Origin of the sequence: Streptomyces glaucus, assembly GCF_039533365.1 — a bacterium.
GTDB lineage: Bacteria > Actinomycetota > Actinomycetes > Streptomycetales > Streptomycetaceae > Streptomyces > Streptomyces glaucus.
On record NZ_BAAATK010000041.1, the window covers coordinates 14,280 to 27,180 of the forward strand.

Annotated in this window: 14 protein-coding genes; 7 read left to right on the forward strand and 7 right to left on the reverse strand. The window is 73.4% G+C overall.

Annotated elements, in window-relative coordinates:
• Positions 1-10: 10 nt before the first annotated feature.
• Positions 11-511, forward strand: coding sequence for a 5-(carboxyamino)imidazole ribonucleotide mutase (purE, locus tag ABD363_RS24910; protein WP_344607403.1), 501 nt, complete (start codon positions 11-13; stop codon positions 509-511).
• A 5-nt stretch (positions 512-516) separates the two neighbouring features.
• Positions 517-1,695, forward strand: a complete 1,179-nt coding sequence (locus ABD363_RS24915) for a dipeptidase (RefSeq protein ID WP_344607330.1) — start codon at positions 517-519, stop codon at positions 1,693-1,695.
• On the opposite strand, the gene ABD363_RS24920 is transcribed toward ABD363_RS24915, so the two are convergent.
• Complete coding sequence (locus tag ABD363_RS24920) at positions 1,644-2,786, reverse strand: oxidoreductase (RefSeq protein ID WP_344607332.1); 1,143 nt, start codon at positions 2,784-2,786, stop codon at positions 1,644-1,646. The genes ABD363_RS24915 and ABD363_RS24920 overlap by 52 nt on opposite strands.
• A gap of 53 nt (positions 2,787-2,839) precedes the next feature.
• On the opposite strand from ABD363_RS24920, the gene ABD363_RS24925 reads away from it, so the two are divergent.
• Together ABD363_RS24925 and ABD363_RS24930 are read left to right on the forward strand one after the other, a co-directional pair.
• On the forward strand, positions 2,840-3,199 hold the full coding sequence (locus tag ABD363_RS24925) for a MerR family transcriptional regulator (RefSeq protein ID WP_344607334.1): 360 nt from the start codon (positions 2,840-2,842) through the stop codon (positions 3,197-3,199).
• Positions 3,200-3,292: 93 nt separating this feature from the next.
• Positions 3,293-4,432 (forward strand): dipeptidase, encoded by a 1,140-nt coding sequence (locus ABD363_RS24930; protein WP_344607336.1) that lies wholly within the window; start codon positions 3,293-3,295, stop codon positions 4,430-4,432.
• A gap of 27 nt (positions 4,433-4,459) precedes the next feature.
• Here ABD363_RS24930 and ABD363_RS24935 read toward each other — a convergent pair whose 3' ends face one another.
• Together ABD363_RS24935 and ABD363_RS24940 are read right to left on the reverse strand one after the other, a co-directional pair.
• Positions 4,460-4,852: a VOC family protein gene (locus ABD363_RS24935; RefSeq protein ID WP_344607338.1), complete on the reverse strand. Its 393-nt coding sequence runs from the start codon at positions 4,850-4,852 to the stop codon at positions 4,460-4,462.
• Between the two features lie 14 nt (positions 4,853-4,866).
• Entirely contained in the window at positions 4,867-5,226 is a 360-nt protein-coding gene (locus tag ABD363_RS24940) for a VOC family protein (RefSeq protein WP_344607340.1), read from the reverse strand.
• Between the two features lie 114 nt (positions 5,227-5,340).
• On the opposite strand from ABD363_RS24940, the gene ABD363_RS24945 reads away from it, so the two are divergent.
• Positions 5,341-5,856 carry a CGNR zinc finger domain-containing protein gene (locus ABD363_RS24945; protein WP_344607342.1) on the forward strand — a complete coding sequence of 172 codons (516 nt, stop codon included), beginning with the start codon at positions 5,341-5,343 and terminating at the stop codon, positions 5,854-5,856.
• A gap of 221 nt (positions 5,857-6,077) precedes the next feature.
• Here the strand turns inward: ABD363_RS24945 and ABD363_RS24950 are convergent, their stop codons facing one another.
• Positions 6,078-7,421, reverse strand: a complete 1,344-nt coding sequence (locus ABD363_RS24950) for a UDP-glucose dehydrogenase family protein (RefSeq protein WP_344607344.1) — start codon at positions 7,419-7,421, stop codon at positions 6,078-6,080.
• Positions 7,422-7,611: 190 nt separating this feature from the next.
• Between ABD363_RS24950 and ABD363_RS24955 the strand changes: the two genes are divergently transcribed.
• Complete coding sequence (locus ABD363_RS24955) at positions 7,612-8,769, forward strand: acyl-CoA dehydrogenase (RefSeq protein WP_344607346.1); 1,158 nt, start codon at positions 7,612-7,614, stop codon at positions 8,767-8,769.
• 73 nt (positions 8,770-8,842) lie between these two features.
• Here the strand turns inward: ABD363_RS24955 and ABD363_RS24960 are convergent, their stop codons facing one another.
• The gene (locus ABD363_RS24960) at positions 8,843-9,409 is read right to left on the reverse strand and encodes an acyl-CoA thioesterase (protein WP_344607348.1); all 567 of its coding nucleotides are present in this window, start codon (positions 9,407-9,409) and stop codon (positions 8,843-8,845) included.
• Positions 9,410-9,527: 118 nt separating this feature from the next.
• Between ABD363_RS24960 and ABD363_RS24965 the strand changes: the two genes are divergently transcribed.
• A complete protein-coding gene (locus ABD363_RS24965; RefSeq protein ID WP_344607350.1) occupies positions 9,528-10,823 on the forward strand; it encodes an LCP family protein in 1,296 nt (431 codons plus the stop codon).
• Positions 10,824-10,882: 59 nt separating this feature from the next.
• Here ABD363_RS24965 and ABD363_RS24970 read toward each other — a convergent pair whose 3' ends face one another.
• Positions 10,883-11,245, reverse strand: a complete 363-nt coding sequence (locus ABD363_RS24970) for a four-helix bundle copper-binding protein (protein ID WP_344607352.1) — start codon at positions 11,243-11,245, stop codon at positions 10,883-10,885.
• Positions 11,246-11,375: 130 nt separating this feature from the next.
• A complete protein-coding gene (locus tag ABD363_RS24975) occupies positions 11,376-12,848 on the reverse strand; it encodes an LCP family protein (protein WP_486388797.1) in 1,473 nt (490 codons plus the stop codon).
• Between the last annotated feature and the right edge of the window lie 53 nt (positions 12,849-12,901).

The following is a 12,901-nucleotide window of genomic DNA, read 5'->3' on the forward strand; positions in this document are numbered from 1 at the left end:
CGGCATCGTCATGGGGTCGGACTCCGACTGGCCCGTCATGGAGGCCGCCGCCAAGGCCCTCGACGAGTTCGAGATCGCCTACGAGGTCGACGTCGTCTCCGCGCACCGCATGCCGCGCGAGATGATCGCCTACGGGGAGCAGGCCGCCGACCGCGGACTGAAGGCGATCATCGCCGGGGCCGGGGGCGCCGCCCACCTGCCCGGCATGCTCGCCTCCGTGACCCCGCTGCCGGTGATCGGCGTGCCCGTGCCGCTGAAGTACCTCGACGGCATGGACAGCCTGCTGTCGATCGTGCAGATGCCGGCCGGCGTCCCGGTCGCGACCGTCTCCGTCGCCGGCGCCCGCAACGCCGGCCTCCTCGCCGCCCGGATGCTCGCCGCGCACGACGAGGACCTGCTGCAGCGGATGCGCGAGTTCCAGCAGGACCTGAACGACCAGGCCACCGAGAAGGGCAGACGCCTGCGCGCCAAGGTGGACGGCACGGGCGGCGGCTTCGGCTTCGGGAAGTGACGCCGGTGACCGCCCACGACGACGCCCGCGCCCTCCTCGCCGAGTTCCCCGTCGTCGACGGGCACAACGACCTGCCCTGGGCGCTGCGCGAGCAGGTCCGCTACGACCTCGACGCCCGCGACATCGCCGTCGACCAGGGCGCCCACCTGCACACCGACATCCCGCGGCTGCGCGCGGGCGGGGTCGGCGCGCAGTTCTGGTCGGTGTACGTGCGCACCGACGAGCCCGACCCGGTCGCGGCCACCCTCGAACAGATCGACTGCGTGCGGCAGCTGCTGGCCCGCCACCCGCGGGACCTGGCGCCCGCGCTGACGGCCGCCGACCTGGAGGCCGCGCGGGAACAGGGCCGCATCGCCTCCCTCATGGGCGCCGAGGGCGGCCACTCCATCGCCTGCTCCCTCGGCACGCTGCGCGGGCTGCACGCGCTCGGCGTGCGCTACCTGACCCTCACCCACAACGACAACGTGCCCTGGGCCGACTCCGCGACGGACGAACCGGGCGTCGGCGGGCTGTCGGCCTTCGGCCGCGAGGTCGTACGGGAGATGAACCGGCTCGGCATGCTGGTCGACCTCTCCCACGTCGCCGCCACGACGATGCGGGACGCGCTGGACACCACCTCCGCGCCGGTGATCTTCTCCCACTCCTCCGCCCGGGCCGTCTGCGACCATCCGCGCAACATCCCGGACGACGTCCTCGAACGCCTGCCCGCCAACGGCGGCGTGGCGATGGTGACGTTCGTGCCGAAGTTCGTGCTCCAGGCGGCCGTGGAGTGGACGGCCGAGGCCGACGCGAACATGCGCGCGCACGGCTTCCACCCCCTGGACACCACCCCCGAGGCGATGAAGGTGCACCGCGCCTTCGAGGAGCGGCACCCGCGCCCGGTCGCCACGGCCGCCACGGTCGCCGACCACCTCGACCACATGCGGGAGGCCGCCGGCGTCGACCACATCGGCATCGGCGGCGACTACGACGGCACCGCCTTCACCCCGGACGGCCTGGACGACGTCTCCGGCTACCCCAACCTCATCGCCGAACTGCTCCGCCGCGGCTGGTCGAAGACCGACCTGGCCAAGCTGACCTGGCAGAACGCGGTACGGGTGCTGGGCGCGGCCGAGGACGTGGCCCGGGACCTTCAGACCACGCGGGCCCCGTCCCACGCCCGCATCGAGGACCTGGACGGCTGAGCCCCGGCCTCGTCGAGGGCGGGGTAGTCGGTGTAGCCGGCCGCCCCGCCCACGTACATCAGGTACCGGTCCCTGACCGGGTTGAGCGGCGCGCCCAGCCGCAGCCGCGCCACCAGGTCGGGGTTGGCGAGGAAGGGCCGGCCGAGGGCGATCAGGTCGGCCCCGGCGGCCAGCAGGCGCGCGGACCCTTGGAGCACCGCCTCGGTGGAGATCTCCGGCAGCACGGGGTTGGCGACGAGGGTCCCCGGCCAGTCCGCGCGGATCCGCCGGAAGAGGGGCACGTCCGGGTCGGCGTACGCCAGGTGGAGATAGGCCAGTCCCCGTCCCGCCAGCGCCTCGACGAGCGCGGGGTGGAGCACGTCCGTGTCCGTCTCCGCGATGCCGTTGACGGTGTTGCCCGGGGAGACGCGCACCCCCACCCGGCCGGCGCCGATCCCGGCGGCCACGGCCTCGACCACCTCCACCGCGAACCGGATCCGCCCGGCCACCGACCCGCCGTAGTCGTCCGTGCGGAGATTGGTGTTCCCGGCGAGGAACTGGTGCAGCAGGTGGCCGTTGGCCGCGTGCACCTCCACGCCGTCGAAGCCCGCCTCGATCGCGTTGCGGGCGGCGGCCGCGAAGTCGGCGACGGTGGCACGGATGTCGTCGAGGGTCATCTCCCGCGGGACGACGGCCCGCCGGTGCCCCTCGGGCGTGAAGATCGTCTCCGGCAGAGGAACCGGCGAGGGCGCCACCGGGGTCAGGCCGCTGGTGGCCGGATGCCCGACCCGGCCACCGTGCTGGAGCTGCAGGAACATCGGCCCGCCGCCCGCCGCCCGCACGGCGTCCGTCACCCGGCGCCAGCCGGCCACGTGGCCCGGTGCGTGGATCGCGGTGATGTTCGGGTACGTCTGCCCGGTCGCGTTCGGCGTCGAGGCCTCGGCGATGATCAGGCCGGCGGTGGCGCGCTGGGCGTAGTAGGCGGCCATCAGCGGGGTGGGAGTGCCGTCGGCGGCCGCGCGGTTGCGGGTGAGCGGGGCCATCACCAGGCGGTTGGGGAGGGCCAGCGGGCCGAGGCCGAAAGGCTCGAAGAGCGCTGTCGTGTGCGTCATGCCGATACGCTAGAAGTTGACACCCATGTCAGATTCAAGTCCCTGGGGGGACCGTGCGGATCGGCGAACTGGCCCGGCGTACCGGCGTGAGCGAGCGGTCGCTGCGCTACTACGAGAAGCAGGGCCTGCTGGCGTCCGGGCGGACACCCGGCGGGCACCGGGAGTATCCCGAGGCCGCGGTCGACCGGGTCGTCCGGATCCAGGAGCTGTTCGCGGCGGGGCTGAGCAGCTCGAAGATCGCACAGCTGCTGCCGTGCATGCGGGACGCCGACGGCGGCCCCTCCGCCGTCGCCACCCCCCGGCTCGTCTCCGCCCTCGCCGAGGAACGCGCCCGCATCGACCGGATGATCGCCGACCTGCTGCGCTCCCGGGAGACGCTGGACGAGGTGATCGACGCGGCCCGGGGCCGCTGAACCGGCGTACCCCCGAACGCGCCACCCACCAGGAACGGCCCCAGGCGCCGTGCGACGGTGACCGTACTGCACGACGACCGTACGGAGCCCGCCATGGCAGACCTCCAGGACGACCTGCATCCCGCCCCAGCGGCCGGCGAGCTCGACGACCCGTCCGAGCCGTTCCCCGGGCCCGGCGCCCCGCCCCTCCCGCCGGAGCCGTACCCGTCCGTCTGCGACCTCGACGAGGGACTGCTGCACCGTGCCCGCGCCCTCCTCGCGGCCCACCCGGTGGCCGACGGCTACAACGGGCTGCCCTGGGCGCTCAGGCACCTGTCCTGGTACGACCTGGAACTCGGCGAGAGCGCCGTCGACACCGACGTGCCGAGGCTCCGCCAGGGGCACGTGGGCGCCCTGTTCTGCGCGCTGCACCTGCCCGAGGGCCGGTACGGCGACCAGGCCGTCGGCACCACCCTCGAACAGATGGACCTGGTCAAGACGGTCGCCCGGGGCCTCCCCGAGCACCTGCGCCCGGCCCACGGGGCCGGCCGGACCGCGGACGCCCGCAACTGCGGCCGGGTCGCCGTCCTGCTCGGCCCCGCCCCGGCCACCGCCCTCGGCGACTCCCTCGGCATCCTGCGCTCCCTGCACACCCTCGGGCTGCAGGTCCTCACCCTGACCGGCGTGTCCTGGGCGGGCGAGACCGGACTGACCCGGTTCGGCGAGGAGACCGTGCGCGAGATGAACCGGCTCGGCGTGCTCGCCGACCTCTCCGGCGCCCACCCGGAGACGATCCGCCGTACTCTCGCCGTCTCCAGGGCGCCGGTGCTGTGCACCCGCTCCGCCGCCCGCGCCCTGCGCCCCCACCCGGCCAACCTCCCCGACGACCTGCTCGCCGACCTGGGCGCCGCGGGCGGCCTGTGCATGGTGCCGCTGACCACCGAGCAGACCGGGCCGACGGTCCGCGACGTCGCCGACCACCTCGACCACGTGCGCGAGATCGCCGGCCCCGCCTGCGTGGGCCTGTCCGGCACCTACGACGCCCCCGGCGCCCACCCCCGGGAACTCGGCGACATCTCCGGCTACCCCCGCCTGATCGCCGAACTGCTCCGCCGCGGCTGGACGGAGACCGACCTGGCCCTGCTCACCTGGGGCAACGTCCAGCGCGTACTGCGCGGCGGCGACTTCACCGCCCGCGCGACACAGCAGCGCCGCCAGCCGTCGACCGCGACGATCACCGCGCTGGACGGCTGACGGCGCCGAGGGCGCGGCCGGTGCCCCTCAGCCGTGCTCGATCCGGCACAGGCAGAACGGGTGCCCGGCCGGATCGGCATACACCTGGAAGTCCTTCTTCTCCCGGTCCTCCAGGTCCAGCGGGCGCGCGCCGAGCGCCAGCACCTTCTCGTGGGCCGCGTCGACCTCCTCCCAGGTGGACCCGGCGTCGAAGTCCAGGTGGAACTGCTGCGCGTCGCGGTCGGAGCGCGGCCACCGAGGCGGGGTCAGCCCGGACACCCGCTGGAAGGCCAGCCGCGGCCCGCCGGGGACCTGCAGCACCACCCAGTCGGGGCTCTCCTCCTCGGGCGTGCCGCCCGCGACCTGCGCGTAGAAGCGGGCCAGCTTCGCCGGCTCGGGACAGTCGACGACCACGGAACGCAGACGGGCCACGGATGCCATGGAACCTCCTGATGTCAGCAGGCACAGAGGCAGAACGGGTGCCCGGCCGGATCGGCGTAAACCCGGAAGCTGCGCGAGCGGTCCTCCGCGTCCAGCGGCTTCGCGCCCAGCTCCAGCACGGCCTTCTCCGCCGCGTCCAGGTCCGGCACGTCCAGGTCCAGGTGGAACTGCTGCGAGTGCTCCGGCGAGGGCCACCGCGGCGGTACGTACCCCGGGGCGGCCTGGAAGGCGAGCGTCCGCCCGCCCGGCAGCTTCAGGTCGACCCAGTCCCCCTCGCCCTCCACGGTCCCGCCCAGCACCCGGGCGTAGAACCCGGCCAGCGCGCGCGGATCGGGACAGTCCAGGACGACGGCGCCCAGCTCGGCGACAGCCATGACTTCCTCCTCGAAGTCGTCCACGGGCCCGCAAGGACCCCTGTGGTTACCCATAGGGCCGAGTAACCGGTAACGGTTACTGCATGCTCCCCCATGAGGGGTAACGTCGCAAGCATGAGTGAGAGAGCGCCCGCGCCCGGGAGCCTGGCCCTGATCCAGTCCCTGGTGAACACGCTGGACGTGGAGACGGGCGCCGACTCGCTCGACACGGCGGAGGGCAGGGCCCGGTTCGGCCTCCCGGAGGACGGCCTGCCCGCCGCCCGCGAACTGCGCGAATCCCTGCGCGCGGCCCTGCTCGCCCACGCCGGCCACCCGCCGCACCGCGCGGTGACCCCGCTGGGCGAACTGCTGGCCGCCGCGCCCCTGGTGGTGACCGTCGACCCGGCCGACGGCTCGGCCGCCCTCGCCCCCGCCGACGCCCGCCCCCTGCTCCCCCGCGTCGCCGCGGCCGTCGCCGAGGCGCTGATCGCGGGCACCTGGACCCGGCTCAAGGCCTGCGAGGCCGCCGACTGCCACTGGGCGTACTACGACCGCAGCCCGGCCGGACGCGGCCGCTGGTGCTCGATGCAGGTGTGCGGGGCCCGCGCGAAGATGCGCCGGTACCGGGCGAACCGGACGGAGGGGACGTGACCCGGACACGGCCACGCCACGGAGCGGAGGAAGGCGACGAGGCCCCGGCCCGGCCGGCACCACCCCGGGACGGAGGACGGCGAGACCCCGGCCCGGCGGAACCCCGGCCCGGCGGAACCCCGGCCCGGCGGAACCCCGGCCCGGCCGGTGCCGTCCACAGGGCGGACGACGGCCGGATCCCGGACCGGCCGGAGCCCGGCCGCGGGCGCTCCCCGCGCCCGTCAGGCGTTCGGCCGGCCCATCGCCCGGTACGTCCACCCGGCCCTGCGCCACCGCTCCGGATCCAGGGCGTTGCGTCCGTCCAGGACCACCCGGGCCGCCACGACCTCGCCGAGCGCCTCCGGGTCCAGCTCGCGGAACTCCCGCCACTCCGTCAGGTGCAGCACGACGTCCGCGCCCCGCACGGCCTCCAGCGCGGAGCCGGCGTAACCGAGGGTGGGGAAGACGCGGCGGGCGTTGTCCATGCCCTTGGGGTCGTACACCGTGACCTGCCCGCCCTGCAGGTGGATCTGTCCGGCCACGTTGAGCGCGGGCGAGTCCCGCACGTCGTCCGAGTCCGGCTTGAAGGTGGCGCCCAGCACGGCGACCCGCTTGCCGAGGAACGGCCCGCCGCCCAGCGCCTGCCGGGCCAGCTCCACCATCTGGCCGCGCTGGCGCATGTTGATGGAGTCGATCTCGCGCAGGAAGGTCAGCGCCTGGTCGGCGCCCAGCTCACCGGCGCGCGCCATGAACGCCCGGATGTCCTTGGGCAGGCACCCGCCGCCGAAGCCGATCCCGGCCCGCAGGAACTTCTTGCCGATCCGGTCGTCGTACCCGATGGCCTCCGCCAGCCTGGCCACGTCGCCGCCCGCCGCCTCGCACACCTCGGCCATCGCGTTGATGAAGGAGATCTTGGTGGCGAGGAAGGAGTTCGCGGCCGTCTTCACCAGCTCCGCGGTCGGGAAGTCCGTGACGACGAACGGGGAACCCTCCGCGACCGGCCCGGCGTACACCTCGCGCAGCAGCTTCTCGGCGCGCTCGCTGCGCACCCCGACCACGATCCGGTCGGGGTGGAGGGTGTCCTCGACGGCGAAGCCCTCGCGCAGGAACTCCGGGTTCCAGGCCAGCTCGGCGTCCCCGCCGGCCGGCGCGTTCGCGGCGAGGTAGGCGGCCAGCCGGTCGGCGGAGCCGACCGGCACGGTCGACTTGCCGACGACCAGGCAGGGACCCTTCAGATGGGGCGCCAGGGACGCGATCGCGGAGTCGACGTAACTCATGTCGCAGGCGTACTCGCCGTGCCGCTGCGGGGTGTTGACGCAGATGAAGTGGACGTCGCCGAACTCCCCGGCCTCGGCCCAGTCCATGGTGAACCGCAGCCGCCCGCTGGACCCCTCGATCCCGGCGACGTGCCGGCGCAGCAGCTCCTCCAGCCCCGGCTCGTACATCGGGACCTCGCCCCGCCGGAGCTTGTCGATCTTCTCCGGGACGACGTCGAGCCCCAGGACCTCGAACCCGAGCTCGGCCATGGCCGCCGCGTGTGTCGCGCCGAGGTAGCCGGTGCCGATCACGGTGATCCTGAGGGCCATGGGTGCTCCAGTGAGGGACGGCGATGCTGCGGTGCCCGAGCATAGCCGGGGCGTGGGAAAGGGCTTCACCGGGCACTTTCGCGGTTGTCGCGAAGCTCACGTATCACTCGGATGGGCGGGCCCCTAAAATTCGGGTTACTTAACGGTAATTAGCCTCAGGCACTGCGTCGTCCTTGGAGCGTGAGAGACCTTGGCCGGATCGGCTGACTTCGACCTGTACCGCCCGTCCGAGGAGCACGACATGCTCCGCGACGCCGTCCGCGCGCTGGCCGAGGCGAAGATCGCGCCGCACGCCGCCGCGGTGGACGAGGAGGCCCGCTTCCCCCAGGAGGCGCTCGACGCCCTCGTCGCGAACGACCTGCACGCCGTGCACGTCCCCGAGGAGTACGGCGGCGCGGGCGCGGACGCGCTGGCCACCGTCATCGTGATCGAGGAGGTCGCCCGGGCGTGCGCCTCCTCCTCCCTGATCCCCGCGGTGAACAAGCTGGGCTCGCTGCCGGTGATCCTCTCCGGCTCCGAGGAACTGAAGAAGAAGTACCTGGGCCCGCTCGCCAAGGGCGACGCGATGTTCTCGTACTGCCTCTCCGAGCCGGAGGCCGGCTCGGACGCGGCCGGCATGCGGACCCGGGCGGTCCGCGACGGCGACCACTGGGTGCTCAACGGCGTCAAGCGCTGGATCACCAACGCCGGCGTCTCCGAGTTCTACACGGTGATGGCGGTCACCGACCCCGACAAGCGCTCCAAGGGCATCTCGGCCTTCGTCGTGGAGAAGTCCGACCCGGGCGTCTCCTTCGGCGCCCCGGAGAAGAAGCTCGGCATCAAGGGCTCCCCGACCCGCGAGGTCTACCTCGACAACGTCCGCATCCCCGCCGACCGCATGATCGGCGCGGAGGGCACCGGATTCGCCACGGCGATGAAGACCCTGGACCACACCCGCATCACCATCGCCGCCCAGGCCCTCGGCATCGCCCAGGGCGCCCTCGACTACGCCAAGGGCTACGTGCGGGAGCGCAAGCAGTTCGGCAAGCCGATCGCCGACTTCCAGGGCATCCAGTTCATGCTCGCCGACATGGCCATGAAGATCTCGGCCGCCCGCGCCCTGACCTACCAGGCCGCCGCCGCCTCCGAGCGCGGCGACGCCGACCTCACCTACCAGGGCGCCGCCGCCAAGTGCTTCGCCTCCGACGTGGCCATGGAGGTCACCACGGACGCGGTCCAGCTCCTCGGCGGCTACGGCTACACCCGCGACTACCCGGTGGAACGCATGATGCGCGACGCCAAGATCACGCAGATCTACGAGGGGACCAACCAGGTCCAGCGCATCGTGATGGCCCGCAACCTGCCCTGACGGCCGGTCGGGCGGGAAGGGCGGCCGGAGTCCTCCGGCCGCCCTTTTCGTGCCCGCGGACTGCCCGCGGACCTCAGTCCTCGAACCCCTCCGCCGCCCGTTTCTCGCGCAGCTCCATGATCGCGCGGCGGCGGGCCAGGCGGTGGGTGCGGCGGATCTGGGCCTCCTGCCAGCGGCGTTTGTCCTGCTCGGTCTCGGGGAGCACCGGCGGTACCCGGCGCGGTCGGCCGTCCGCGTCGACGGCCGTGAAGACGAGGTAGGCCGAGCCGACGTGGGTGGGCGGCGCGGACTCGTTCCAGCGTTCGGCCAGTACCCGCACGCCGACCTCCATGGAGGTCCGGCCGGTCCAGTTGACCTGGGCCTTCACATGGACCAGGTCGCCGACGCGGACCGGTTCGAGGAAGGCCATCTCGTCCATGGACGCGGTGACGGCGGGTCCGCCGGAGTGCCGTCCGGCCACGGCGCCCGCCGCGTCGTCGACCAGCTTCATGATCACCCCGCCGTGCACCGTGCCCAGCAGATTGGTGTCGTGGTGGGTCATGATGTGGCTGAGGGTCGTCCGGGACGCCGAGGTCGGCTTGCCCGGTATGTCCGGAGTCTCCGGGGTTCCGGACTCCGTGGCTGAGGCCTGGTCTGTCATGGCCTCCACCTTATGCCGCGTCGGCATCCGGCCGATTTGTGTCATCTTCGCAACAGCACGGCCCCTATTTTCCGCCGAACCTTGTAAGGCGCACAGCGGCGCCCGGCACACTGGGCCCATGAACGATTGGCCCGAGGGATGGTCCGACGACAACCGCGGCGACCGCGGCAATGGGTACGGACGCGGCAGCGCGAGCGCACGGCCCGAGGGCGCGCGCGTGATGCGGCAGGTCCGCCGGGGTCCGGCGGCGCCTCCCGGCGCGGGCCCGCGCGGCGGCGGAGTGCCGCGGCAGCCGTCGTACGCCGACGGCCGCGGCCACGACGGCTACGGCGACCCCGCGCACGGCGGGTACGACAGCGGCTACAACACCGGCCAGGTCTACGGCACGCCCTCGGGCGGCGGCCCCGCGGGTCCGCGGGCGGGCCGTCCCGCCCCGGACTGGCGGCGCCGGATCAAGGTGACGGCGATCACCGCGGCGACGGTGCTGGTCGTCACGACCGTCGGCACCTACTTCTGGGCCGACTCCAAGCTCAACCGCGAGGTCGACCTGTCGAAGGTCATCGACCGGCCGGAGGCGGGCGAGGGCACGAACTACCTGATCGTCGGCTCCGACAGCCGTGAGGGCATGTCCGCCGAGGAGAAGAAGAAGCTGCACACCGGGTCCGCGGAGGGCAAGCGCACGGACTCGATGATGATCCTGCACACCGGCGGCAACGGCTCGACCCTGATCTCGCTGCCGCGCGACTCCAACGTCACGATCCCCTCCTTCCGGGGCTCCGACTCCGGCAAGCTCTACCAGGGCACCGGCCGTCAGGTGAAGCTGAACGCGGCGTACGCCGAGGACGGCCCCGAGCTGCTGGTCCGCACGGTCGAGTACAACACCGGCCTGCGCATCGACCACTACGTGGAGATCGGCTTCGCCGGCTTCGCGAACATCGTGGACGCGGTCGGCGGCGTCGAGATGGACATCCCGCAGGACATCAAGGACGCCAAGTCCGGCGCCGACTTCAAGAAGGGCCGGCAGACCCTCGACGGCGAGCAGGCCCTCGCCTTCGTCCGCACCCGGTACGCGCTGGCCGGCTCCGACCTGGACCGGACGAAGAACCAGCAGAAGTTCCTCTCGGCCCTCGCCAGTCAGGTGGCGACCCCGTCCACGGTCCTGAACCCGTTCCGGCTGTACCCGACGATGGGCGCCGGCCTGGACTCCCTGGTCGTCGACAAGGACATGGGCCTGTTCGACCTGGCCGACATGTTCTGGGCGATGAAGGGCGTCAGCGGCGGCGACGGCACGTCGATGAACATGCCGATCGCGGGCAACGCCGCGAACGGCAACCTCCAGTGGGACACCGCCAAGATGAAGACGCTGGTGGAGCAGCTGAAGAACGACGAGAAGGTCACCGTCTCCGGCGACTGAGGACGTGGCGGGGGCGTCCCTCCGGCCGGAGGGACGCCCCCGTCGCGCTCAGGCGGGGGTCACATCCGGGCACCCGCCATCGTGCGGCACAGCTCGGCGCAGCGGCGACACGCCTCGGCGCAGCGCATCATCTGCGGGTCGTCCGGCAGGGACATACACGCCTCGGCGCACATGTCGCAGGCCTTCGCGCACAGGGCGCACATGTCGGCCGCCAGGGGGGAGCGGCGCATCATCATGTCCGCGCACATCCGGGTGGTCTCGCTGCAGTCCATCAGCGCGCGCATGATCTGCATCTGGGCCTGGCCGCCCATCTGCAGGCAGGAGCTCATGGTCTCCTCGCACATGGTGTGGCAGGCCATGCACGCCTCGACGCAGTCCTGCATCTCCTGGCTCATGGCGGTCATGGGAGCGGGCTGCTGCATGGTGTCCTCCTCGAAGGTGGCGGGGTCGCGGACCGACCCCGTCTCCTTCCGTCGTACGCCCGTCCGGCCGTCCCCGCCACGGGACGGAGGCGGGGAGTCCGCCATGCGAGGAGCGGCCGGGCGGCCGTGGCTAGCGGCACACCACCTCGTCGCCCCGCACCACCGTGCCCCCGGGCTGGACCGGCTGCTCGGCCCGTACCGCGCGCACCTGCCGGAAGTCCGCGCCCGCGATCACCCGCAGGGTCGGTCCGAGGCCCGTCACCGCGCGCAGCTCGCTGCCGGGCAGCGCCGCGGCCAGCGACTTCGCCGAGCGGTCCCAGCGCGGGTCGTACGCCACGACGGTGCGCCGCACATCGCGCTCGGCGGCGTTCACCGGCGTCCGGGTCGTGCGGAATCCGGCCGCGGCCAGCTGGGCGTCCACCCGCCGGCCCAGGCCCGCCGTCGGCGTGCCGTTCTCCACCTGGACGTGGATCAGCTGCGGGGCCACCTCGACGGCCGGCGCCGCGGGGCGGGGCCTGTCGTGGCGCACGGCCAGCGGCCGGTCCTCGCGCAGCGCCCGGAAGAGGCGTCCGGCCGCGGCGGGGTCCCACTTCAGCGTCGAGCCGATGCCCTCGACGACGTGTTCCATCCGCCCGATCGGCACCGTGGTGAACTCGGAGGAGGAGGGGGAGAGGTTCCGCATCGCCCGCCCCAGGGCCAGCAGTTCGTCCGTGCCGAAGTCCTCGTCGGCCCGTACCGAGCCCAGCACCGCCCGGGTCACCTCCCGGAACCTGATCGGGTTCAGCAGGACCCCGGAGGAGGCCGCCCGGTCGACGAGCGCCGCCAGGAACTGCTGCTGGCGGCGCATCCGGCCGAGGTCGGAGGCGGCGTCGAGGTGCCGGGCCCGGACGTACTGCAGGGCCTGCCCGCCCGTCAGCCGGTGGGTGCCGGGCGGCAGGTCGAGCCCGGTGTGGTCGTCCTTCAGCGGCCTGGCGGTGCAGATCCGCACGCCGCCGAGGACGTCCACCGTCTTCATGAAGCTGGCGAAGTCGATCTCCAGGTAGTGGTCGATCTTCACGCGGGTCATGTGCTCGACGGTGCGGATGGTCAGCTGCGGCCCGCCCTCCGCGTACGCCTCGTTCAGCTTGACGGGGTGCCCGCCGTGCCGCTCGCCCGTGGCGGGGTCGGTGTGGGCGGGCGTGACGGCGTAGGAGTCGCGGGGCAGGCTGACCACGCTCGCCCGCTCCCGGTCGGCCGAGATGTGCACGATCATGATCGTGTCGGTGCAGCGGCAGGGGGCGCCGCCGAGCCGGTACCGGCGCCGCTCCCGCTCGCCGATCCGGTCGCGGCCGTCGGTGCCGACCAGCAGGACGTTCATGCCGTGCCCGGCGCGCGGCCGGTTCTTCATGTCCTTGAAGGCGTCGACCCGCGCGATGTCCGTGTCCAGGCTGGTGAGCACCGCGTGCCCGATCCCGGCGGAGGCGAGGACGACCACGGACAGCGCGGTCACCGCCCGCACGGCCCACCGGGGCTTCGGCCGTCCCGCGGGCGGCCGCGGCGGGCGGCGCGACGGCCGCGGGCGGCGCCGCGGCGTGGCGTCGGGGCGGGGCGGCGGCATGGGCAAGGCGGGCACCTCCACGAGAGCCGTACGCGGGATCCGGGAGCACCGTAGGCCCA